Raw genomic sequence first — 20,892 nt, 5'->3', positions numbered from 1 at the left:
TTCGGATAATACGAAGTCTAAACATATATTCCGAACTTTGACTATATGAGTTCGGATAAATTCTGGTATTCTCGGCACATGGCTGAATCCCTGTCCGGACTCGGGAGCGACGTCGAACTCTGCGGCCTCGTCGCCCGCCTCAACCAGCGTCTGGACTCTCATATCCGTCGCGTCGCCGACCGTCTCGGCATCACAGCCTCACAGGCCATCGCGCTGCGCGAGCTGGGCGAGCCGATGCGCCTGACCGAGCTCGCCGAGCACATGAGCTGCGAGACGTCGAACGCCGGTTACGTCGTCGACCGGATGGAGGATCAGGGGCTCGTCGAACGTCGTCCGCATCCGCAGGACCGACGCGCCAAACTCGTCTCGCTCACCGAGGCTGGACTCCACTGTCGTACGAACGTGCTTGACGCGCTGGCCGTTGAGGCACCGGTCGATGCGCTCAGCGGTGAGGAGCGGGATGCGCTCGTCGCTCTTCTGCGTCGGGCGACTGCCGACTGATCGCCCCCACGAGGAGGATCCGATCCGAAAATCGGGCCCGGATCGCACTGGATCCTCCTCGCGGACGGGTGCCTGGGGGTTCCGGGGGTGAGCGTTCGCAGTCAGGCGCGGCCCGCCCTGAGGCAGCACGGGCGCGGACTCGTCAAAGCGGGCTGTTCATGATTGGGTGGTGGCAGGGCCCGTTGCCCGCAGAGTCCAACTGCCGAGAGACAAGGAAGCACAATGATCTTCATCGTCGCGAAATTCGACGTCAAGCCTGAGAACGCGGAATCCTTCCCCGCCGTCGTCAAGGACTTCACCGAGGGGACCCGCTCCGAACCGGGCAACCTCTGGTTCGAATGGTCGCGCAGCCTGGACAAGCCCAACGAGTACGTGCTCATCGAAGCATTCACCGACGAAGGCGCCGAACCCCACGTCAACAGCGACCACTTCGCCGCCGGCCTCGAATCCATGCGCCCGCTGCTCGCCTCAACACCGAAGATCATCTCCCGCAAGATCGACGGCGAGGGCTGGGACGAGATGGGCGAACTCGTCATCGACTGAGCTCGTCGTCATCGACTGAGCTCGTCGTCATCGACTGAGCTCGTTCAGAGCCTCCTCGGCTCGGGTCAGCCGTTCATCGACGGGGAGCTCCCACCATTTCTCCCCGCGCTCGCCCAGCCCTCTCTTCGCGAGGTCGACGCGATCCCGGGCTCGCCGCAGTGCCGCTGAATCCTCGGCCTTCCTCGCCGACTTCACCGCGTTGCGCGCCCGACCGAGGTGGCTCTTGAGGTCCTCGACGACACGATCGGGCAGGGCGGGATCGGTCCGCCGCCATCGCCGACCGCGCACGACCAGCCACTTCTCGTCTTCGGTGTACTCAGCCTCGCCCGCCATGGCGGCAGTCTACGTCGAGCAGGCAGAGCCGCAGCGATGCCGCGACCGCGCACGCGTCATAGACTCAGACCATGGCGACGAAAGCGCAGAACATCGAGTCCATCGAACGGGCCCTCGGCGAGCCCTGGTCCACGACCCGGCAGCGCCTCGAGAAGGCCGGCGGGAAGGACGCGAGCCACAAGGAACTCGCCGACGCCCTCTACCCGCAGTTCGACGGGGTCGTCGACAACCACGGATGGTGGGTGCAAGGCGCCGTCGTCGCCTATGAGCAGGAGATCGGGCGCCGCGTGCCCGGCCAGCGCGCCGACGGCACCTTCGACGTCGCCGTCTCCCGGACTGTGACCGGCGAGCGCGGCGACGTCATCGACCGCGTCGCCTCCCTCGTCGACGGCGAACTCGGCGGAGTCGCGCTCGACGGTGATCCGCGGGTCTCGACCACACCCAAGCGCTCCTACTGGCGAGCGAACCTCGTTGACGGCACAAAGATCGAAGCCGCCGCCGAACCCAAGGACGACGACCGCACCCTCCTCGCCCTCACCGCCTCGAAGCTGCCCAGCGCCGAGGCGCTCGAAGACTGGCGCTCCCACCTCAAGGACCTCATCGGTCAGGTGTGAGCCCGCCTCAGCCGGGGATGATCGGGTTCCATGTCCCCAGCAGGTGCGCCGAGGCGATCGCCGCCACGGTGACGGCCAGCGCGGTGAGCACGACGACCGCGTCGGCGATCCCGAATCGTGAGCGTCGCCGCCAGGTGCGTCCCCGTCGCCCGAAGGCGCGACCCTCCATCGCCATCGCCAGCCTCGTCCCCCGCCTGATCGACTGGACGAGGAGGACGAAGATCCCGGCGAAGAGGCTGCCGGTGCGCCGCAGCACGGACCCGCCGGCGAGCCCCCTGGCGCGACGCGCCATCGCCAGGGTCTGCCATTCGGTGACGAGGAGGCCGAGCAGACGCGAGGCCGCGAGCACTGAGACGACGACGGTCTCCGGCAGTCGCAGATGTTGGACGAGCGCATCCGAGAGATCCCTCGGATCGATCGTCGAGGCGAGGACGACAAGCGGGACGGCAAGCGCGAGGGCACGGACGAAGATCGCCGCCGCGGATTCGAGGGACCCGGTCGTCATGAGGATCGGACCGAGATCGACGACGACCGCCCCGGTCTTCTCCGCGAGGATCGCCGTGCCCCATGCCGCGAGCAGCGCCCCGAGCGGCAGGAACCACAGGCGCTTGAATGCCGCCCACAGGTCGAGCCCGCTCAGCGGCAGAGCGAGCAGCGAGAAGCCGAGGACGACCCCGGCCGAGACGATGTCGATGCTCAGCAGCGCCCCGACCATGAGGATGAGGGCGACGGCGATCTTCGTCAGCGGATTGCACCGGACCAGCGCAGTCGACCGGACGACGGGGATGAGCTGACCGGGATCCTCGATCGCGACCCTCTCTCGGGCGGGCGCAGCCTCACTCAACGCGCTCACCTCGCAGCGGCTGCGCGCTCGTTCCAAGGCTCACACGCCTGGCCCCGATCGCGTCGAGGAAGTCGTGGTCGTGGCTGACTGCGACGACCGCACTGCCGTGGTCGAGGACGTCGAGGAAGAGCGTGACAAGTCCCGCCCAGGTCAGCGCATCCTGACCGAATGTCGGCTCGTCGACGATGAGGACCCGCGGCCTGGGCGCGATCATCGCCGCCACTGACAGCCGTCGCATCTCGCCCCCGGAGAGTCCCTGCGGGTGGGCGTCGGCGATCTCGGTGAGCCCGAGTGTCTCGAGCAGGCTGGTCACCCGCGATTCGACCTCGCGCTCACTCCATCCGGCCAACCTGGGGCCGAGGGCGAGCTCGCCTGCCACGCTGGCCTTGAGGAACTGGTGTTCGGGCTCCTGGAAGACCATTCCGATCCTCGGTGCGAGGAAGGCCGACGGCCAGCGGAAGGGCCGGTCGTGCTTTGCGCCTTCGGCCAGTGTCCCGTGGGCGCGCACTTCGCCTGCGAACTCGGGAATGAGTCCGGCCAGGGTGAGCGCCGTCGTCGACTTGCCGGCGCCGTTGGGTCCGACGATGCCGACCGCCTCGCCGGCTCGGATCTCGAGCGAGAGGTCGGTGGTCGCAGGCACCCCCGCCCGTGGCCGGGCCGCACTCAGCCTCTCAGCGGTGAGCACCGTCCCTCCCGGCTCGCCGGATCGCAACGCTCCCGGCTGACGCGGGGGAGTGCGGGAGCCGGACTCGGGCACCCAGATCCCGGTGGCCCGGAGCACCTCGGCGAGGGCGGGATCACCGAAGACCGCGGACGGCGACCCGTGCGCGACGACGCCGTCCTGACCGAGGACGATGACGGTGTCGACGTCGTCCGACCACAGCCCCACCCGGTGCTCGACGACGATCATCGTCGCCGAGGTGGCCGCCTGGACCGTGAGCACCGCGTCCCGGACCGAGGCCGCCGAGGCGGGGTCGATGTTCGCCGTCGGTTCGTCGAGGACGATGACCTCGGGTGCCATCGCGTGGATGCCGGCGAGCGCGAGGCGCTGCTTCTGGCCCCCGGAGAGTGCGGCCGTGGGGTGGTCGAGGGGCAGGTCGAGGCCGAGCGCTGCCAGGGAGGCGGGGATGCGCTCGTCGATGACTTCGGCGCTCATCCCGAGGTTCTCCATTCCGAAGGCGACGTCGTCGCCGACGCGGGAGAAGATCACCTGCGAATCGGGGTCCTGGAGGACGAGCCCGGTCACACCTCGGCGAGGGTCCGGTGGGGCGTCGCCGATCACGAGGTCTCCTTCGGCCTCACCCGATTCGACGGGGAGGACACCCGCGATCGCGTGGAGCAGCGTCGACTTCCCCGCCCCTGACGGGCCGAGGAGGAGAACCTTCTCACCTGCGGCGATGTCGAGGTCGAGGGGGCCGACGGCGAGCGTGTCCCGATCGGCGTGCCGCCACGAATAGCCGCGAGCGCGGATCGGCAGACCCATCAGCGGATGCGGCCGGAGGCGAACGAGGACAGCGCCCCGGTCTTCGCGATCGCACGGTAGGCGTACCACGCACCGATGCCGGAGATGACGATGCCGGAGACGATCGCGCACACGGCGTAGGCGAGCTGGTAGGTCAGCTGCCATTCGGCGTTGTAGAGGATGTTCTCGCTCACGGCCATGAAGGCGGCTGCGACGAGACCGGACAGCGTCGTCACCCACAGCGTGAACCTCCGGTAGCCGAAGGCGGCGAAGACGAGTTCGGCACCGAGGCCCTGGATGAAGCCCGACAGGAGCACGGTCGAGCCGAAGTGGGAGCCGAGGACGCCCTCGACGATCGCGGCGAGCACCTCGCAGAGCAGCGCGGCACCGGGCTTGCGGATGATGGCGCCGGCCAGAGGTCCGGCGAGCACCCAGAGTCCGGCGATGAGTCCGATCGAGGGCGGGAAGGCCTGGAAGCCGAGTTCGATGACCTTCCAGCTGGCGGCGAGCACCCAGAAGATCAGGCCGACCGTGATGCCGAGCACCGCGGTGACGACGTAGTCGACGACGCGCCACTTCTTCGTCGGCGGGGCCTGCGTGTAGGCGGGTGCGGACTTCGCGGCGGTTCCGGGCGCGGTGGTTCTCGGCATTGTGCCTCCTCGTGTCTCAAGGAGGGGTAGAAGAGTCTCGACTTCCTTCGGCGGTGCTAGCCGCATCAGGTTCGAGGGTCTGCAGCATGATCTGCACTCTCAGCGCCCCTGCTGGCGCTCCCCTGTCGTGAGACTTACTGTACAGCACCCGCCGCGCCGCCTGCCGGGACCGCGTCACGCGATCAGGCAGGCGGCGATTGCCGTCATGGGTCGTGCGGCTGTGGTCAGCTCGGGACGATCATCACCGGACCCTCGGCATGGTGGAGGACCCCGCGGGAGACCGAGCCGAGCAGCGCGCTCTTGACCGCTCCGCGACCACGCGTGCCCATCACCGTCAGCTGCGCCCGCTTCGTCGCCTCCGAGAGCACCGCGGTCGCATCTCCGACGACCACCGAGGTGGAGATCGGCAGTCCCGGGAACTGCTCGCCGAGCGCGTCGGCCTCCGCCGAGAGCGCTGTCTCGAGCTGTTTCTGCCGACGGTCAGCGACGTCGGCGCCGAGCTCGAGCTCGGGATACCAGTAGAGCCACTCCTCGCCGGCGGGCAGGACGGAGACGACCTCGAGTCCGGCCTCGCGTGAGGCGGCCACCTCGGCGGCGGTGACCATCGCGATCCTCGCGGCCTCCGAACCGTCGACGGCGACGACGACCGGTCCGCGGGCCTCGCCGCGCTGTGCTGAGTGCTGGGGGACGACGATCGTCGGGCAGTGCGCGTGCGGGGGCAGGGCCGTGGAGACCGATCCGAGCATGCGACCGAGGAACCCGCCGCGCCCTCGGGCGCCGACGATGACCACCTCGGCGTTGGAGCTGAGGTTGACGAGCACACCGGCGGCGTCGCCGGACTCGGCCGCGTACGTCACGGGTTCGGGATGATCGGCGAGGAGTTCGGACGCCTCGGCGAGGAGCTTCTCGGCTCCCCTCAGTGCGGCCTCGTCCTCGGGTTCGGAGGGAATGGAGGCCATGTTCGGGTAGATCATCAGCGGCATCGTGAACGCCGTGACGACGGTCAGGGGGACGCCGCGGTGGAGGGCTTCGATCGCGGCGTAGCGCAGGGCCAGGGCCGCGAGTTCGGATCCGTCGAAGCCGACGAGGACGCCGAGGTCGCGGCTGAGTCCGGACTCGGCGGGCCGCGGGTCGGCGGCGCGGTCATCGGTCGGGTTCGCAGCGGCCTGGCGAGCGGGGTTCCGGTGGGCGTCAGCGTTCATGGCAGTCCTCTCGACGGGGCCTGACCAACCCTGACGATGACGGCGGCCCCGAAAACCACATCCGTCGTCGTCGGCTCCAGTCTACCAGTGCACTTCTACAGCGTGTAGAAAAGTCGCCGAGGCGGCCGTGGGGTTGCTGTGGCGCCGCGGGGTGGCTGAGCGGCCGGCGGACGCATCCGGTTGCCGAGTCGAGGACGCCAAGTGTCGATTTCTGGCTCGCGAATCGACACTGAGCGTCCTCGAGTCGCAGCGCACCGCGGGAAAGCCGCAGCGCACCGCGGAAAACCGGACGGCACCCCGCGTGGGCACCGGGCGCAGGCCCGATGGACAGCCCGGCCTCAGATGGGAAAGCCGAGGTAACTCAGGGCTGCGCGGATGATGTGCTCCTGACCGTGGGAGAGTTCGCTCGCGATGTCCTCGCGCAGCGCCTCCGACGGCGTGAGCCAGTCGAGGCTGAGCGCGTCCGCGCGCGGGGTGCACTCGCCGCGGACCTCCATGACGAAGCACATCGAGATCGCGTGCTGACGCGGGTCGTGGAGGAGTGCCGCTCCCTCGGTGGGGAAGTACTCGGCGATGTGGAACGGCGCGATGGCCGGGGGGACGACCGGCAGCGCGAGCGGACCCAGGTCGTTTTCGGCATGGCGCAGCAGCGCCGCACGGATCGACTCGTGGTAGCGGATGCGGCCGCCGACGACCTCGCGCCCCAGGGTGCCGTCGTCGAGGCGGCGCAGCAGGAGGCCGATCTCCTCGACATCGCCGGCCTCTCCGACGCGGACGGGGATGGCATTGACATAGGGGATGGGAAGACGGCGACGAAGCTGGGCGAACTCGTTGTCGTCGAACCAGTTCTCGTCGAAGTCGAGGGCAGTGCGGGTCATATCCCGATTGTGTCACAGTTCACCTCGACGGACGGGTGGGAGGAGGGGGGTCGAGGCGGCTCATGCCGGTCGGGTAAAGTATCTTGATGTCAAGATAAAACTCCGGCCGGGCCGCAGCGTCGCAGTGACGTGGCCTACAGTTGAGTCAACCACTCTCCGGCCAGCGGCGGTCGTGACATGGCCCGCAGCGGTCAACGACGATTGAAGGGATTGTCCATGATTGATCATGAGGTCCGTACCCACAAGAGCTCAGAGAACCTGGCTCGTGAGGATCAGCTAGCCTGGAAGATCGCCGAGGTCGCCTCCGACTCGACGCCCGTCGATCCCGAGGTCACCGAGATGGTGATCAACCGCGTCATCGACAACGCCGCCGTCGCGGCCGCCTCGGTGAACCGTTCGGCCCCCACCCACGCCCGCGAGCAGGCACAGGCGCACCCCTTCACCCCGGGTGCGACGATCTTCGGACTTCCCCTCGCCGAGCGCTTCTCCCCGGAGTGGGCGGCCTGGGCCAACGGTGTGGCCGTGCGCGAACTCGACTTCCACGACACCTTCCTCGCCGCCGAGTACTCCCATCCCGGTGACAACATCCCGCCGATCCTCGCCGTCGCCCAGCACATGGGCATCGGGGGAGCGGACCTCATCAACGGCATCGCCACCGGGTACGAGATCCAGGTCGACCTCGTCAAGGGCATGAGCCTGCACCAGCACAAGATCGACCATGTCGCCCACCTCGGCCCCTCGGCCGCGGCCGGCATCGGTGCGATGCTCCACCTGCCCACCGAGGTGACCTTCCAGGCGATCCAGCAGGCCCTGCACGTGACGACGGCGACCCGCCAGTCCCGCAAGGGTGAGATCTCCTCGTGGAAGGCCCACGCACCGGCCTTCGCTGGGAAGATGGCCGTCGAGGCCGTCGACCGGGCGATGCGCGGTGAGGGCGCCCCGAACCCGATCTACGAAGGCGAGGACGGCTTCATCGCGTGGATCCTCTCAGGCCCCGAGGCCCGCTACACGATCCCGCTGCCGGGCAAGGGCGAGGCCAAGCGCGCCATCCTCGACACCTACACCAAGGAGCACTCCGCCGAATACCAGGCGCAGGCGCTCATCGACCTGGCCCGCAAGCTCGGCGGTGAGATCGAGGACCTGACGAAGATCAAGCGCATCGTCATCCACACCTCGCACCACACGCACAACGTCATCGGCACCGGCGCGAACGATCCGCAGAAGATGGATCCGAAGGCCAGCCGCGAGACGCTCGACCACTCGATCATGTACATCTTCGCCGTCGCCCTCGAGGACCGCGGCTGGCACCATGAGGACTCGTACACCCCCGAGCGGGCCGGCCGTCCCGAGACCGTCGAGCTCTGGCACAAGATCGAGACGACCGAGGATCCCGAGTGGACCCGCCGCTACCACTCGACCGACCCGAACGAGAAGGCCTTCGGCGGCCGCGTGGAGATCGAGTTCGAGGACGGGTCGACTCTGACCGACGAGATCGCCGTCGCCGACGCCCACCCGCTCGGTGCCCGCCCGTTCGTCCGCGAGAACTACGTCGAGAAGTTCCGGACGCTGTCCGCTGGCATCCTCACCGAGGCCGAGGCGAACCGCTTCCTCGACCTCGCCGAGAACCTCGAGAGCCTCGACGCAGCGGGCGTGGGCCAGCTGAGCTTCGCCGTCGAAGGGCTGAAGCACAGCGGTTCGAAGGGCATCTTCTGATGCTCGGGGCAACGACCACACCGGCCGAGCGCCGGAAGCGGTTCCGCGAGCTCCTCGCCGGCGACGGGATCGTCCAGTTCCCCGGCGCGATCAACCCGATCAACGCCCAGATCATCGAGCAGATCGGCTTCGAGGGCGTCTACATCTCCGGGGGCGCGTTCTCCGCAGCCATGGGCGTGCCCGACATCGGTCTGACCACCCTCACCGAGGTGGCCGACCACGGTCGTGCGATCGCCCGGGTGACGAACCTGCCGACGTTCATCGACGCCGACACCGGCTGGGGCGAGGCGATGAACGTCGCCCGCACCGTCCAGGAGTTCGAGGACGCAGGCATCTCCGGCATGCACCTCGAGGACCAGGTCAACCCGAAGCGGTGCGGCCACCTCGACGGCAAGGAGGTCGTGACCACGGTCGAGATGACCAAGCGCATCGCGGCCGCCGTCAAGGGCCGCCGGGATGAGAACTTCGTCATCTGCGCCCGCACGGACTCCCGTGCGGGAGAGGGACTCGATGCCGCGATCGACCGGGCGAAGGCCTACGTCGACGCCGGTGCCGACATGATCTTCCCCGAGGCGATGCGCGACTTGGATGAGTTCGAGCGCTTCGCCGCCAGCGTCGACGTGCCGATCCTGGCGAACATGACGGAATTCGGAAAGAGCGAACTGTTCACCACAGAGCAGTTGGCGAACGTCGGGGTCAAACTCGTGATCTACCCGGTCACGACCCTGCGTCTCGCCATGGGTGCGATCAAGTCGGGCCTGCAGACGATCCGGGACAAGGGCACCCAGGTGGACCTGCTCGAGGGGATGCAGACCCGCGCGGACCTCTACGACACCATCGACTACGCCGCGTACAACGACTTCGACGCGGCCGTATTCAACTTCTCACAGGAGGGTCACCAGTGACCGAAGAAATCAAGAAGGGCCTCGCCGGAGTCGTCGTCGACACCACGGCCGTCTCGAAGGTAGTCCAGGAAACCAACTCGCTGACCTACCGCGGATACCCCGTGCAGGAGCTCGCGGCCAAGCGGAACTTCGAGGACGTCGCCTACCTCATCTGGAACGGCGAACTGCCCACCGAGGAGCAGCTGGCCGAGTTCAAGGCCCGTGAGCACGCCCAGCGGGAGATCTCGCCCGAGCTCGTCGACATCATCCTCGGCCTGCCCAAGGACGCTCACCCGATGCACGTCGTGCAGACCGCGGTCGCCTACCTCGGCGCCGTCGACCCCGAGGCCGACGTCGAGGGACCCGAGGCCAACCTCGCGAAGGCCGAGCGCCTCTACGCGCAGCTGCCGACGATCGTCGCGATCGACCACCGTCGCCGCCACGGGCTCGACCCGGTGGCGCCGACGAAGGACCTCGACTATGCGGCGAACTTCTTCAAGATGGTCTTCGACGAGGTTCCCGCCGACGAGGTCGTGCGCAGCTTCGACATCTCGATGATCCTCTACGCCGAGCACTCGTTCAACGCCTCGACCTTCACCGCCCGCGTCATCACCTCGACGACCTCCGACCTCTACTCGGCCGTCGCCGGTGCCGTCGGTGCCCTCAAGGGACCCCTGCACGGCGGCGCGAACGAAGCCGTCATGGCGATGCTCGAAGAGGTCGGGACGGCCGACAAGGCCTCGGCATGGATCGACGACGCCCTGGCCCGCAAGGCGAAGATCATGGGCTTCGGACACCGCGTGTACAAGAACGGCGACTCGCGCGTGCCGACCATGCGCAAGGCCTTCGAGGAGATGGCCGAGGTCAAGGGCGCGACCGACCTCCTCGACCTCTACAACACCTTCGAAGAGGACTTCGTCTCCCGCAAGGGCATCTATCCGAACCTCGACTACCCGTCGGGTCCGGCCTACCACCTCATGGGATTCGACACCGAGCAGTTCACGCCGATCTTCGTCATGGCCCGCATCACCGGCTGGACCGCGCACATCTTCGAGCAGCAGGCCTCGAACGCGCTCATCCGCCCGCTCAGCGCCTACGACGGTCAGCCGCAGCGCGAAGTCCCCGACAGCCGGGGCTGAGCATGAGCACCGACGGTCGGTCCACCCCGGGCCGCTACCGTCCGGTCGACCTCGAGGGTTTCGACTTCACCGTCACCGGTGGGGTCGGGACCCTCGTTCTCGATCGGACGGACAAGCGCAACGCCCTGTCCCGGGCGATGTGGCGGGCTCTGCCGGAGATCATCGCCGGCGTCGACGCCGATGACACGATCGCAGCGCTGATCATCACCGGTGCCGGCGGGCACTTCTCCGCCGGTTCGGACATCGCCGACCTCGACGTCCCCATCGCCGACTTCTGGGAGCTCAACTCCTCCGCCGAGGCGGCCCTGGCCTCTGCGCGGACCGTGACCATCGCCGCGATCGAGGGCAACTGCGTCGGCGGCGGCACCGAGATCGCCGCCGCCTGCGACATCCGCATCGCCGCCCCCGGGTCGACGTACGGGGTCACGGCTGCGAAGCTCGGACTCGTCTACCCGCCGGGACCGACGAGGAGCCTCGCCCGCGTGCTCGGCGACGCGTGGGCACGGTACCTGCTGCTCACGGCCTCGATCGTCGACTTCGACCAGATGCAGCGCCTCGGCTTCATCCACGAGACCGCGGACGACCCGCTCGCCCGCGCCCAGGAGCTGGGGGAGCGCATCGCGTCCCTGTCCCAGCTCAGTCAGATCGGGGCCAAGGCCGTCCTCGACGGCGAGTTCGACGGAGGCGGGCAGCCGCCTCGGTGGCTCGATGAGGCGTACCGGGCGGAGATCGCCCGCGGCCAGGAGGCGTTCTTCGCCAAGAAGATCCCCGAGTTCGGCTTCAGCGCAGGCGACTGGCGGGGCTGAGGAGCCCCTGCTGCGGGATACACTGAGCCAATGCGCCTCGCCGTCCTCGATATCGGATCCAACAGCGTCCACCTCCTCGTCGTCGATGCCCACGTCGGGGCACCGCCGCTGCCGGCGACCTCGCACAAGGAGATCCTCCGCCTCGCCGAGTACCTCGGCCCGGACGGCTCGATCGGTGAGGAGGGCCAGCAGCGGCTGCGCGACTTCGTCGCCGAGGCAGTCGAGATCGCCGAGGACCAGGGCGCGGAGCAGATCCTCGCCTTCGCCACCTCGGCGGTCAGGGACGCCCCCAACGGGGAGGAGCTCATCGCCTCGATCAGCAAGCAGATGGGCGTCACCCTCACCGTCATGTCCGGCAGGGACGAGGCGCGGGTGACGTTCCTCGCCGCCCGTCGCTGGTTCGGGTGGTCGGCCGGGAAGATCCTCCTGCTCGACATCGGCGGGGGCTCGCTCGAGATCGCCGCGGGCCAGGACGAGTACCCGCAGGCGGCGGTCTCCGTCCCGCTCGGGGCCGGACGCACGTACGCCGACTTCCTGCCCGGGGAGATCCCCGACGCCGAGGACATCCACCGGCTGCGCAAGTACGCCCGCGCCCAGATCGGGCGCATCGCCGGGGAGATCAACCGCGTCGGCACCCCCGACCACGTCGTCGGCTCCTCGAAGACCTTCCGGTCGCTGGCCCGCATCGCCGGGGCCGCCCCGAGCGGGGACGGCATCTACGTCCCGCGCAAGCTCTTCCGCCGCGACCTGCCCGGCATCATCGACACCCTGTCCGCGCGCACTCCCGCCGAGCGCGCCACACTGCCCGGGGTCTCCGAGGCCCGCGCCGGTCAGGTGCTCGCCGGCGCCATCGTCGCCGAGGCGGCCTTCACGATCTTCGACATCACGGTGATGAACATCTCCCCATGGGCGCTGCGCGAAGGCATCATCATGCGGAAACTCGACCTGTTGGATTCGGCGGAGACCACCTCGGCGATGGGCAGAACCGCCGACTGAATCGATGGCCGGTCTCACAGTCGGATCTGTTCCCATTTGCTCTCCGCACCTGTTAGCTTGTGATTACCGGCCAGTCACCTTCGGCCGGCCGCCACGGGGCAGATTCCCCGATCTCTGGAGGCATGAGCGCAATGCGAAACGGCGAGCTATCCCCCTCGTTCCGTGAAGAATCCCTGCACACCATGGAAGCGACGAGTCCGGACGACCCGCTCGACGTCTTCGTCGTCGGGGGAGGGGTGACGGGAGCGGGCTCCGCCTTCGACGCCGCCACCCGCGGACTCAAGGTCGGCGTCGTCGACGCCCACGACTGGGCCTCGGGCACCTCCTCGCGGTCCTCGAAGCTCATGCACGGGGGACTGCGCTACCTCGAGATGCTCGACTTCAAACTCGTCGCCGAGGCGCTCAAGGAACGTGACCTGCTGCTCACGCACACCGCACCCCACCTCGTCGAACCCGTCGCGTTCGTCTTCCCCTTCGAGCACCGCCTCATCGACCGGGCCTTCATCGGCTCCGGCGTCCTCCTCTACGACACGATGGCCACGCGGCCCGGGCGCAAACGCGCCGTGCCGATGCACCGCCACCTCGGCAAGAAGGCGCTGAGCGCGCACTTCCCGGGCCTCGCCGACGACGCAGCGGTCGGTGCGCTCGAATACTACGACGCGAAGGTCGACGACGCCCGCTTCGTCATGACGCTCGTGCGTTCGGCCGTGAGCTTCGGCGCCGCCGCAGCCAACCACGTCTCCGTCATCGACTACCTCCACGACGGGGACCGGGTGTCCGGGGTCCGCGTGCGCGACGAGGTCTCGGGCCGTGAGTTCGACGTCTACGCCCGCCGGACCATCCTCGCCGGCGGCGTCTGGACCGAACAGCAGCAGGACCTCGCGAAGGCCGACGCCGGACTCAAGGTGCTCGCCTCGAAGGGCATCCACATCACCGTCGACCAGGACAAGATCAAGGCCGACCCGGACACCGGCATCATCTCGAAGACCGAGAAGTCCGTGCTCTTCGTCATCCCGTGGGACGGCTACTGGGTCATCGGCACCACGGACACCCCGTGGAAGGAGGACGTCGCCGCCCCGGTCGCGACCTCCGACGACATCGACTACCTCCTCGAGCACGCCAATGCGATCCTCGAGAACAAGCTCAGCCGCGACGACGTCATCGGCGTCTACTCGGGTCTGCGACCGCTCCTCCAGCCGGTGGAGAAGGACGGCGAGGCTTCGACGAAGGTCTCCCGCGAGCACACCGTCATGGAGGTCGAGCCCGGCCTCTCGGCGATCGCGGGCGGCAAGTTCACGACCTACCGGGTGATGGCCGAGGACGCCGTCGACTTCGCACTCGGCGACGAAGCCGCCGACCGGACCTCGCTCACCGAGTCCGTGCCGCTGCTCGGCGCCCAGGGCGTGGGCGCGGTCCGCCGCGGCCAGGCCGGCATCGCCGAGCGCTACGGCTGGGACGAGGCCCGGGTCAAGCGCCTCATCCGCCGCTACGGGACGATGCTCGAGGACCTCCTCGACCTCATCGACGACAACCCCGAACTCGGTCAGCCCCTGCCGGGAGCCGAGCGCTACCTCGGCGTCGAAGCCCACTACGCTGCCACCTCGGAGGGCGTCGTCCGTCTCGAGGACGTCCTCGAGCGCCGGATGCGGCTCAACTACGAGGTCAGGGACCGGGGCAAGGCCGCCGCCGAGGCGGTCGCCGAGATCATCGCCCCCGTCCTCGGCTGGGACGCGGAGAAGGTCGCCGCCGAGGTCGCGGCCTTCCGCACCCACGTCGACGCCCAGGTCGCCGCGGAGTCCACGCACGACGACGCCGCTGCGGCAGCGCTCGTCACCGACAGCTGGAGCGCACGCTAGGAGGACACGGCACACCGCCTCGGCGGGGGAGGGACGATGACGTCGCCCCCGCCGCTCCGACCCTCACCGGGTCAACCACGATCCCCATCTCATCCCATCTCAACAAAGGAGTTCACCCACTATGGGAACGATTGGCACGATCCTCCTCCATGAGACGGCGGGCACGGCGATGCTGCTGCTGCTCGGCGTCGGCGTCGTCGCGAACGCGGTGCTCGCCAAGACCAAGGGCAATGCCGGCGGCTGGCTGATGATCTCGCTCGGCTGGGGACTTGCGGTCTTCGCCGGCGTCTACGTCGCCTACAAGTCCGGCGCCCACCTCAACCCCGCGGTGACGCTGGGCATCCTCGCCAGCGGTAAGAACGAGTACTTCGCTGGCATTCCGATCACGGTGGGCACGACCTTCGCCTACCTCTTCGCGCAGCTCCTCGGTGCCACCCTCGGTGCGATCCTCGCGTGGCTGGTCTACAAGAAGCACTATGATGCGGAAGGCGAACCGGGCAACATCCTCGGCACCTTCTCCACCGGGCCCGAGGTGCGCAGCTACGGCTGGAACGTCCTCACCGAGGCGATCGGCACCTTCGTCCTCGTCTTCATCATCCTCCTCTTCGGCGGGACCCCCAGCGGGCTGGGACCGCTCGCCGTGGCACTTGTCGTCGTCGTCATCGGCGCCTCCCTCGGCGGGCCGACCGGCTACGCGATCAACCCTGCTCGCGACCTCGGTCCCCGCATCGCGCACACGATCCTGCCGATCCCGAACAAGGGCAGCTCCGACTGGAGCTATGCGTGGGTGCCGATCGTCGGCCCCATCCTCGGCGGCGTCGTCGCCGGCCTCGTCTCGAACGCCTTCATCTGAGAACAGTGACATCCTAGATACCACCACGAAGCTCGGCGCCCCGGGCGCCGAACGGACACAGGAGTCTTCATGAGCCAGGACAAGTACATCCTCGCAATCGACCAGGGCACCACCTCGTCGCGGGCGATCGTCTTCGACCACAACGGGCAGATCGTCTCGAGCGGGCAGCTCGAGCACGAGCAGATCTTCCCCCGCGCGGGCTGGGTCGAACACGACCCGAAGGAGATCATCCGCAACACCAACGAAGCGATCGGCCAGGCGCTGTCGCGGGCGAACATCAACCGCCACCAGCTCGAGGGCGTGGGCATCACCAACCAGCGCGAGACGACGGTGGTGTGGGACAAGAACACCGGCGAACCCGTCTACAACGCGATCGTCTGGCAGGACACGCGCACGCAGAAGATCGCCGACGAACTCGGAGGCGACGAGGGCGCTGACAAGTACAAGGACCGTGTCGGCCTGCCGTTGGCGACCTACTTCGCCGGACCCAAGGCCAAGTGGATCCTCGACAACGTCGACGGTGCCAGGGAGGCCGCGGAGAACGGTGACCTGCTCTTCGGCACGATGGACTCGTGGGTGCTGTGGAACCTCACCGGTGGTGTCAACGGCGGCGTCCACATCACCGACGTCACCAACGCCTCGCGGACGATGCTCATGAACATCGACACCCTCGACTGGAACGAGGAGATCGCCGCCGACATGGGCATTCCGATGTCGATGCTGCCGGAGATCAAGTCGTGCTCGGAGATCTACGGCTACGGGGCGAAGAACACCTTGCTCATCGACACCCCGATCTGCGGCATCCTCGGCGACCAGCAGGCGGCGACCTTCGGGCAGGCGTGCTTCGAGAAGGGGCAGGCGAAGAACACCTACGGCACCGGCAACTTCATGCTCATCAACACCGGCACCGAACCGGTGGCGAGCAAGAACGGCCTGCTCACGACCGTGGCGTACAAGATCGGCGAGGACGACGCGGTCTACGCCCTCGAGGGATCGGTGGCCGTGACCGGTTCGCTCGTCCAGTGGATCCGCGACAACCTCGGACTCATCAAGGACGCCCCCGAGGTCGAGGTGCTCGCGAAGCAGGTCGAGGACAACGGCGGCTGCTACATCGTGCCCGCGTTCTCCGGTCTCTTCGCCCCGCACTGGGAGTCCGACGCCCGCGGCGTCATCGTCGGCCTCACCCGGTACGTCAATAAAAACCACATCGCCCGGGCCGCCCTCGAATCGGTCGCCTTCCAGTCACGTGAGGTCCTCGATGCGATGAACCTCGACTCCGGCGTCGAGCTCACCGAGCTCAAGGTCGACGGCGGCATGGTCGCCAACGAGACGCTCATGCAGTTCCAGGCCGACCTCCTCGGCGTGCCCGTCATCCGCCCCGAGGTCATCGAGACCACGGCGCTGGGTGCCGCGTACGCAGCGGGCATCGCCGTGAAGTTCTGGAGCGGCGAGGAGGACGTGAAGAACAACTGGCACGAGGACAAGCGCTGGGAGCCGGAGATGGACGACGAGACCGTGGCCCGTGTCTACCGCCTGTGGAACAAGGCCGTCGACAAGTCCAAGGGCTGGGTCGACGAGGACGTCGAGGAGCTCTACGGCTGAGTCGCACGAACTCGGTCGCGCGGTCTGAGCCGCACCTCAACCGCGCCATCTGAGCCGCCGTCCGGGCGCTCAGCCACCCTTCGCCGGGTGGCTGGGCGCCCTTCGGGCTGCTGGGGCGGGTGTGCGCAGGTGCCGATCCTCGGGTCAGCGGACCAGACCCCCGCCGAGGCGGCCGGACTCAGAGCTCGACCGTGTACATCCGCTCGGGCACCGCGGGTTCGACGCCGTCGTAGACGTGCGTGATCTCCGTGCGCGCCCACCCCCGCTTCTCGTAGAAGCGCATCGCCCGGTCGTTGCCCTCGGCGACCATGAGGTAGGCGCGTGCATAGCCGTCGCGGCGCAGCTCATCCTCGAGCGCCGTGAAGAGGACGGCGGCGACCCCGGTGCCGAAGGCCTCGGGGGCGAGGTTGATATGGGCGAGCTGACCGAGGTCCGCGGTGACGGGGAGACGGTCGAGCACCTCGGCGGGGTCACGGGGTGCGCTCACCCCGCCGAAGCCGAGGATCCGGTCGCCCGCGACGACGACGAAGTTGCGGACCCGGTTGTCGGGGTCGCTGAGCGCCTGAGTCCAGTTCGCGGCGAAACGGTCCTCGTCCAATCCGTCGAGGAACTCGTCGGCCATGATGCCGCGGTAGGCGGCCCGCCATGCGGCGACGTGGATCTCGGCGAGGCGGGGGACGTCGGAGACGCGGGCGGGACGGACGCTGGCAGGGATCATGGGCACAGACTATCCGGTCACCTCGGCGAGGGGGACCTCCCGGGCCACGGCGAGGCGGCGATTAAGTGGAGACGCCAGGGGACGATTCCGAGGAAAACCGGAGCGGCAGGGCGGGCTCGGAGGACTAGACTGGTGGAGATGAGCAAGGCGAAGAAGTCGAAGTCGGGACGCAAGGTTCTGACCACGAAGAACTCGGCGCGGTCGAACTCCCGGCGCCACCGTGAGTTCTTCGCGGCGAACCAGGTCTACGACCACGACACCCATCACGTCTCCGACCACCCGATCAGGATCGGCCTCTCCTCCTCGTCGGTCTCGCCGATGACCGTCGAGGAGACGTTCGCGCAGGCCTCGTCGATCGGCTACGACGGCGTCGAGATCATGGTCACCCACAACGCCGAGACGAGGGACGTCGACCTCATCACCGGCCTCGCCGCGGACACCGGCCTCGACGTCATGTCGCTGCACGCACCGACCCTGCTCTTCCTGCCCCGCGTGCTCCACAAGGACCACTGGGAGAAGCTGCGGATCACCGCGAACCTCGCCCGCGAGGTCGGGGCGACCACCGTCGTCCTCCACCCGCCCTTCCGGTGGCAGGGAGCGTACGCGCGCGGCTTCGTCGACGGAGTTCGGAAGGTCTCCGAGGAGACCGGGGTCGTCCTCGCGGTGGAGAACATGTACCCGTGGCGGGCAGGCGTGCGTGAGATCCTCGTCTACTACCCCGACTGGAATCCCCTCGACGAGGACTACGACGCCCTCACCTTCGACTTCTCCCACGCCTCGACGGCGGGGATGAACGCGCTCGACACCGTCGCCGAGATCTTCCCCCGCCTGCGCCACGTCCATCTCACCGACGGTGCGGGTTCGCTCAAGGACGAGCACCTCGTCCCCGGGGCCGGCACCATGCCGGTGGCCGAGACGCTCCAGTACCTCGCGAAGCACAATTGGTCCGGCGACGTCGTCGTCGAGGTCAACACCCGCTTCGTCGCCAAGAAGTCCACCCGTGAGCAGATGCTCGCCGACTCCCTCGCCTTCGCCCGCAAGCACCTCGGACTCAACGGTGTGCCGGGGGAGGGGTCGGGGTCCGCGGGCTCCGGAACCGGGGCTGCGGGCGCTGGTGCACCGGACGGTGGGACCTCCCACTCAGAGCCGACGACTCCTGGGGAGGCGACGCCTGCGGAGACCTCGCCGGAACCGGGGACTTCTCACCGGTCAGCGTCGTCGAAGCGCGCCTCCGCCGACGCGAGCTGACCATCTGACCTCGTCACCTGCCTGCGCCGTGCCTGCGGCGTGCCCGCACGGAGGGCACCCCTTCGGAGGTCCGCCCACTCTTGTCGCGCGGTCGCGGCACCGATTTCGCGGTCACCGGCTCCTCTGACACCATCGGGGAGGGACGACTTCAGAAAGGCAGACCTCCATGACCACGATCGCTTCCATCGGCACCGGCAATATGGGCACGGCGCTCATCAAGGGCATCCTCGACGCGGATCCGAGCATCGAGGTGCGGGCGACGACGCACTCCGCCGCCTCGGCGCAGCGCCTCGCCGCCGCCCTGCCCGCAGCGACCGTCACCTCGGTGGAGGATGATCCCGACGCCAACCGGGCGGCGGCCGAATCCGCGGACTTCGTCTTCCTCGGCGTCAAGCCGTGGATGATGGCCGAGACCGTGCGCGACCTCGCCCCCGCCCTGACCGGGCAGTCCGTGCTCGTGTCGATGGCCGCCGGTGTCTCCGCCGCCGACCTCGCCCGACTCGCCCCCAGCAGTCCGATCGTGCGGATCATGCCGAACACCCCGAGCGCGATCGGCCACGGCGTCATCGCCCTGTCCCCGGCTCCCGGAGTCGACCCGACCGCCGCTGCGACTCTGCGCAGGCTGCTCTCGGGCGCAGGCCTCGTCGTCCCCCTCGACGAAGCCGAGATCCCCGCCATGACCGGGATCTCCGGGTCCGGTGTGGCCTACTTCTTCCTCCTCGCCGAGGCGATGATCACAGCCGGGGTCAAACTCGGACTCACCGAGGAGACCGCAGCGAAGATGGTCGTCGCCACCGCCGACGGCGCCGGACGCCTGCTGGCCGACAACCCCGACCCCGCGGCCCTCCGGAAGGCTGTGAGCAGCAAGGGCGGGACCACCCTGGCCGCGCTCGACACCTTCATCGACGGCGGCCTCTTCGACCTCGCCGAGGCGGCTGTCACCGCGGCCGCTGACCGCTCGCTCGAGATGGAGAAGGAGAACTCCGCCGCGATCGACGACTGATCCGATCGGGCGGATGCGTTCCGAGGCGGCCGAGCGGCGCTGCTGCTGTGCCCGGCGGCTAGAGTGCCGTGCCGGGCGTCGCGTCAGGGCAGGATGCCCGCGGCACGGGCGATCGACACGGCCTCGTGCCGGGTGCGCGCGGTGAGCTTGACCATCGCGGTGTTGAGGTAGGACTTCACGGTCGACTCCCGCAGACCGAGCGCCTCGGCGATGCGGGCATTCGACCACCCCAGAGCGACATGCGAGAGGATGTCGGTCTCCCGCGGTGAGAGGCTCACCGACGTCGTCGGCTCGGGAGCGGACTCCGGGTTGTGCCCGGAGAGGATGTCGGCGAGTCGGGTCTCGATCGAGGTCAGCCGTTCGCGGGTGGCGTCGTCGGCGACGTCGGAGCGGATCGCCCGCAGCTCGGCGAACGTGCGGCGCAGCGCTTCGCGACTCGAGGAGTCGAGGTCGGCGAGAGGCTCGACGACCGGGGTGACCGGCTGCGGTCGGCGCAGTCCGAGGCGCCCGAGGTCGACGGAGAGCTGTCGCACCCGGCGGACGAGGTCGCCGGTCTGCGGGGCCGCCTCGGCGTAGGCCTTGCGATGTCCGCAGTAGACCATCCCGGTGACCTCGCCGCCGAGGAGGGTGGGGACGGCGATGAGCACCTGGATGCCCTCGCCGAGGACCTCCTCGTCGTAATGGTGCGTGATGAACGGGTCGATCTCGTAGTCACGGGTGAGCTGCGGGGTGCCCTCGGTCAGGGCGCGCCCGCCGAGGCCGCGGCCGGTGCTGACGATGAGGGAGGCCAGGCCGTCCCGGCTCGCTCCGGCGACCGCCTCGACGGCGACCGCCCCCTCTTCGACCATGCCGCCGAAGACGACGTCGCCGGTGCCGTTCGCGTGCAGGGAGTCGACCGCCTCGGCGAAGAGACGGCGGGATTCGGATTTCAGCGCCCGAGCTTCCTTGGCCATGACGTTCATGTGAATACGCTACCAACTTTCGGTGGTATTCCCCATGACCGAGCGGACGATAGGTTGACGATGTGTGATTCAGACCACTGACGCT

The 20,892-nt window shown here is 68.6% G+C and carries 21 protein-coding genes and 1 riboswitch; of the genes, 13 read left to right on the top strand and 8 right to left on the bottom strand.

What is annotated here, in order from left to right:
* Positions 1 to 78: 78 nt before the first annotated feature.
* The gene (locus BC102111_RS07925) at positions 79 to 501 is read left to right on the top strand and encodes a MarR family winged helix-turn-helix transcriptional regulator (protein ID WP_101623994.1); all 423 of its coding nucleotides are present in this window, start codon (positions 79 to 81) and stop codon (positions 499 to 501) included.
* A 222-nt stretch (positions 502 to 723) separates the two neighbouring features.
* Entirely contained in the window at positions 724 to 1,044 is a 321-nt protein-coding gene (locus BC102111_RS07920; protein ID WP_101623993.1) for a putative quinol monooxygenase, read from the top strand.
* A gap of 27 nt (positions 1,045 to 1,071) precedes the next feature.
* Here BC102111_RS07920 and BC102111_RS07915 read toward each other — a convergent pair whose 3' ends face one another.
* Positions 1,072 to 1,377: a biopolymer transporter Tol gene (locus tag BC102111_RS07915; protein WP_101623992.1), complete on the bottom strand. Its 306-nt coding sequence runs from the start codon at positions 1,375 to 1,377 to the stop codon at positions 1,072 to 1,074.
* A 71-nt stretch (positions 1,378 to 1,448) separates the two neighbouring features.
* Between BC102111_RS07915 and BC102111_RS07910 the strand changes: the two genes are divergently transcribed.
* Positions 1,449 to 1,991 carry a hypothetical protein gene (locus tag BC102111_RS07910; RefSeq protein ID WP_101623991.1) on the top strand — a complete coding sequence of 181 codons (543 nt, stop codon included), beginning with the start codon at positions 1,449 to 1,451 and terminating at the stop codon, positions 1,989 to 1,991.
* 7 nt (positions 1,992 to 1,998) lie between these two features.
* On the opposite strand, the gene BC102111_RS07905 is transcribed toward BC102111_RS07910, so the two are convergent.
* The 5 genes from BC102111_RS07905 to BC102111_RS07885 form a co-directional block, all read right to left on the bottom strand.
* Positions 1,999 to 2,844 (bottom strand): energy-coupling factor transporter transmembrane component T family protein, encoded by an 846-nt coding sequence (locus BC102111_RS07905; RefSeq protein ID WP_231882182.1) that lies wholly within the window; start codon positions 2,842 to 2,844, stop codon positions 1,999 to 2,001.
* Positions 2,828 to 4,318, bottom strand: a complete 1,491-nt coding sequence (locus BC102111_RS07900) for an ABC transporter ATP-binding protein (protein WP_101623990.1) — start codon at positions 4,316 to 4,318, stop codon at positions 2,828 to 2,830. Before BC102111_RS07900 ends, BC102111_RS07905 begins: the two co-directional genes overlap by 17 nt.
* Positions 4,318 to 4,947: an ECF transporter S component gene (locus tag BC102111_RS07895; protein ID WP_101623989.1), complete on the bottom strand. Its 630-nt coding sequence runs from the start codon at positions 4,945 to 4,947 to the stop codon at positions 4,318 to 4,320. Before BC102111_RS07895 ends, BC102111_RS07900 begins: the two co-directional genes overlap by 1 nt.
* A 25-nt stretch (positions 4,948 to 4,972) precedes the next feature.
* Positions 4,973 to 5,081, bottom strand: a riboswitch (TPP riboswitch).
* A 90-nt stretch (positions 5,082 to 5,171) separates the two neighbouring features.
* Entirely contained in the window at positions 5,172 to 6,149 is a 978-nt protein-coding gene (locus BC102111_RS07890; protein WP_101623988.1) for a universal stress protein, read from the bottom strand.
* A gap of 338 nt (positions 6,150 to 6,487) precedes the next feature.
* Positions 6,488 to 7,027, bottom strand: coding sequence for a DUF4916 domain-containing protein (locus BC102111_RS07885; protein WP_009380619.1), 540 nt, complete (start codon positions 7,025 to 7,027; stop codon positions 6,488 to 6,490).
* Between the two features lie 216 nt (positions 7,028 to 7,243).
* Here BC102111_RS07885 and BC102111_RS07880 point away from each other — a divergent pair, with 216 nt between their 5' ends.
* The 8 genes from BC102111_RS07880 to glpK all read left to right on the top strand — a co-directional run bounded on the left by BC102111_RS07880 (position 7,244) and on the right by glpK (position 16,876).
* Complete coding sequence (locus tag BC102111_RS07880) at positions 7,244 to 8,740, top strand: MmgE/PrpD family protein (protein ID WP_101623987.1); 1,497 nt, start codon at positions 7,244 to 7,246, stop codon at positions 8,738 to 8,740.
* Positions 8,740 to 9,645 (top strand): methylisocitrate lyase, encoded by a 906-nt coding sequence (gene prpB, locus BC102111_RS07875; protein ID WP_009380615.1) that lies wholly within the window; start codon positions 8,740 to 8,742, stop codon positions 9,643 to 9,645. The genes BC102111_RS07880 and prpB overlap by 1 nt, the downstream gene beginning before the upstream one ends.
* Entirely contained in the window at positions 9,642 to 10,763 is a 1,122-nt protein-coding gene (locus BC102111_RS07870; protein WP_101623986.1) for a bifunctional 2-methylcitrate synthase/citrate synthase, read from the top strand. The genes prpB and BC102111_RS07870 overlap by 4 nt, the downstream gene beginning before the upstream one ends.
* 2 nt (positions 10,764 to 10,765) lie before the next feature.
* A complete protein-coding gene (locus BC102111_RS07865; RefSeq protein WP_101623985.1) occupies positions 10,766 to 11,569 on the top strand; it encodes an enoyl-CoA hydratase/isomerase family protein in 804 nt (267 codons plus the stop codon).
* A gap of 30 nt (positions 11,570 to 11,599) precedes the next feature.
* The gene (locus BC102111_RS07860; RefSeq protein ID WP_009380609.1) at positions 11,600 to 12,565 is read left to right on the top strand and encodes a Ppx/GppA phosphatase family protein; all 966 of its coding nucleotides are present in this window, start codon (positions 11,600 to 11,602) and stop codon (positions 12,563 to 12,565) included.
* A 122-nt stretch (positions 12,566 to 12,687) separates the two neighbouring features.
* Positions 12,688 to 14,421, top strand: coding sequence for a glycerol-3-phosphate dehydrogenase/oxidase (locus tag BC102111_RS07855; RefSeq protein ID WP_180960594.1), 1,734 nt, complete (start codon positions 12,688 to 12,690; stop codon positions 14,419 to 14,421).
* Positions 14,422 to 14,551: 130 nt separating this feature from the next.
* Entirely contained in the window at positions 14,552 to 15,274 is a 723-nt protein-coding gene (locus BC102111_RS07850; protein ID WP_180960611.1) for an MIP/aquaporin family protein, read from the top strand.
* 69 nt (positions 15,275 to 15,343) lie between these two features.
* The gene (gene glpK, locus BC102111_RS07845; protein ID WP_009380606.1) at positions 15,344 to 16,876 is read left to right on the top strand and encodes a glycerol kinase GlpK; all 1,533 of its coding nucleotides are present in this window, start codon (positions 15,344 to 15,346) and stop codon (positions 16,874 to 16,876) included.
* A 178-nt stretch (positions 16,877 to 17,054) separates the two neighbouring features.
* Here the strand turns inward: glpK and BC102111_RS07840 are convergent, their stop codons facing one another.
* Complete coding sequence (locus BC102111_RS07840) at positions 17,055 to 17,594, bottom strand: GNAT family N-acetyltransferase (protein ID WP_101623982.1); 540 nt, start codon at positions 17,592 to 17,594, stop codon at positions 17,055 to 17,057.
* Positions 17,595 to 17,732: 138 nt separating this feature from the next.
* Here BC102111_RS07840 and BC102111_RS07835 point away from each other — a divergent pair, with 138 nt between their 5' ends.
* Complete coding sequence (locus BC102111_RS07835) at positions 17,733 to 18,842, top strand: sugar phosphate isomerase/epimerase family protein (RefSeq protein WP_180960593.1); 1,110 nt, start codon at positions 17,733 to 17,735, stop codon at positions 18,840 to 18,842.
* A gap of 166 nt (positions 18,843 to 19,008) precedes the next feature.
* Positions 19,009 to 19,845: a pyrroline-5-carboxylate reductase gene (gene proC / locus BC102111_RS07830; RefSeq protein ID WP_101623980.1), complete on the top strand. Its 837-nt coding sequence runs from the start codon at positions 19,009 to 19,011 to the stop codon at positions 19,843 to 19,845.
* An 83-nt stretch (positions 19,846 to 19,928) separates the two neighbouring features.
* Here proC and BC102111_RS07825 read toward each other — a convergent pair whose 3' ends face one another.
* Positions 19,929 to 20,807: a LuxR C-terminal-related transcriptional regulator gene (locus BC102111_RS07825; protein ID WP_009380593.1), complete on the bottom strand. Its 879-nt coding sequence runs from the start codon at positions 20,805 to 20,807 to the stop codon at positions 19,929 to 19,931.
* Positions 20,808 to 20,892 lie beyond the last annotated feature (85 nt).

The sequence above is a fragment of the Brevibacterium casei CIP 102111 genome, from assembly GCF_900169275.1.
GTDB classification, from domain to species: domain Bacteria; phylum Actinomycetota; class Actinomycetes; order Actinomycetales; family Brevibacteriaceae; genus Brevibacterium; species Brevibacterium casei.
Note: the sequence above shows the minus strand (reverse complement) of the source record. Positions and strands in the feature narration are given on the sequence as shown.

What these genes read in the sequence shown, in the direction of transcription:
- BC102111_RS07925 (WP_101623994.1), top strand. Translation starts at nt 79, where the DNA reads ATGGCTGAATCCCTGTCCGGACTCGGGAGCGACGTCGAACTCTGCGGC.
- BC102111_RS07920 (WP_101623993.1), top strand. Translation starts at nt 724, where the DNA reads ATGATCTTCATCGTCGCGAAATTCGACGTCAAGCCTGAGAACGCGGAA.
- BC102111_RS07915 (WP_101623992.1), bottom strand. Translation starts at nt 1,377, where the DNA reads ATGGCGGGCGAGGCTGAGTACACCGAAGACGAGAAGTGGCTGGTCGTG.
- BC102111_RS07910 (WP_101623991.1), top strand. Translation starts at nt 1,449, where the DNA reads ATGGCGACGAAAGCGCAGAACATCGAGTCCATCGAACGGGCCCTCGGC.
- BC102111_RS07900 (WP_101623990.1), bottom strand. Translation starts at nt 4,318, where the DNA reads ATGGGTCTGCCGATCCGCGCTCGCGGCTATTCGTGGCGGCACGCCGAT.
- BC102111_RS07895 (WP_101623989.1), bottom strand. Translation starts at nt 4,947, where the DNA reads ATGCCGAGAACCACCGCGCCCGGAACCGCCGCGAAGTCCGCACCCGCC.
- BC102111_RS07890 (WP_101623988.1), bottom strand. Translation starts at nt 6,149, where the DNA reads ATGAACGCTGACGCCCACCGGAACCCCGCTCGCCAGGCCGCTGCGAAC.
- BC102111_RS07885 (WP_009380619.1), bottom strand. Translation starts at nt 7,027, where the DNA reads ATGACCCGCACTGCCCTCGACTTCGACGAGAACTGGTTCGACGACAAC.
- BC102111_RS07880 (WP_101623987.1), top strand. Translation starts at nt 7,244, where the DNA reads ATGATTGATCATGAGGTCCGTACCCACAAGAGCTCAGAGAACCTGGCT.
- prpB (WP_009380615.1), top strand. Translation starts at nt 8,740, where the DNA reads ATGCTCGGGGCAACGACCACACCGGCCGAGCGCCGGAAGCGGTTCCGC.
- BC102111_RS07865 (WP_101623985.1), top strand. Translation starts at nt 10,766, where the DNA reads ATGAGCACCGACGGTCGGTCCACCCCGGGCCGCTACCGTCCGGTCGAC.
- BC102111_RS07860 (WP_009380609.1), top strand. Translation starts at nt 11,600, where the DNA reads ATGCGCCTCGCCGTCCTCGATATCGGATCCAACAGCGTCCACCTCCTC.
- BC102111_RS07855 (WP_180960594.1), top strand. Translation starts at nt 12,688, where the DNA reads ATGAGCGCAATGCGAAACGGCGAGCTATCCCCCTCGTTCCGTGAAGAA.
- glpK (WP_009380606.1), top strand. Translation starts at nt 15,344, where the DNA reads ATGAGCCAGGACAAGTACATCCTCGCAATCGACCAGGGCACCACCTCG.
- BC102111_RS07840 (WP_101623982.1), bottom strand. Translation starts at nt 17,594, where the DNA reads ATGATCCCTGCCAGCGTCCGTCCCGCCCGCGTCTCCGACGTCCCCCGC.
- BC102111_RS07835 (WP_180960593.1), top strand. Translation starts at nt 17,733, where the DNA reads ATGAGCAAGGCGAAGAAGTCGAAGTCGGGACGCAAGGTTCTGACCACG.
- proC (WP_101623980.1), top strand. Translation starts at nt 19,009, where the DNA reads ATGACCACGATCGCTTCCATCGGCACCGGCAATATGGGCACGGCGCTC.
- BC102111_RS07825 (WP_009380593.1), bottom strand. Translation starts at nt 20,807, where the DNA reads ATGAACGTCATGGCCAAGGAAGCTCGGGCGCTGAAATCCGAATCCCGC.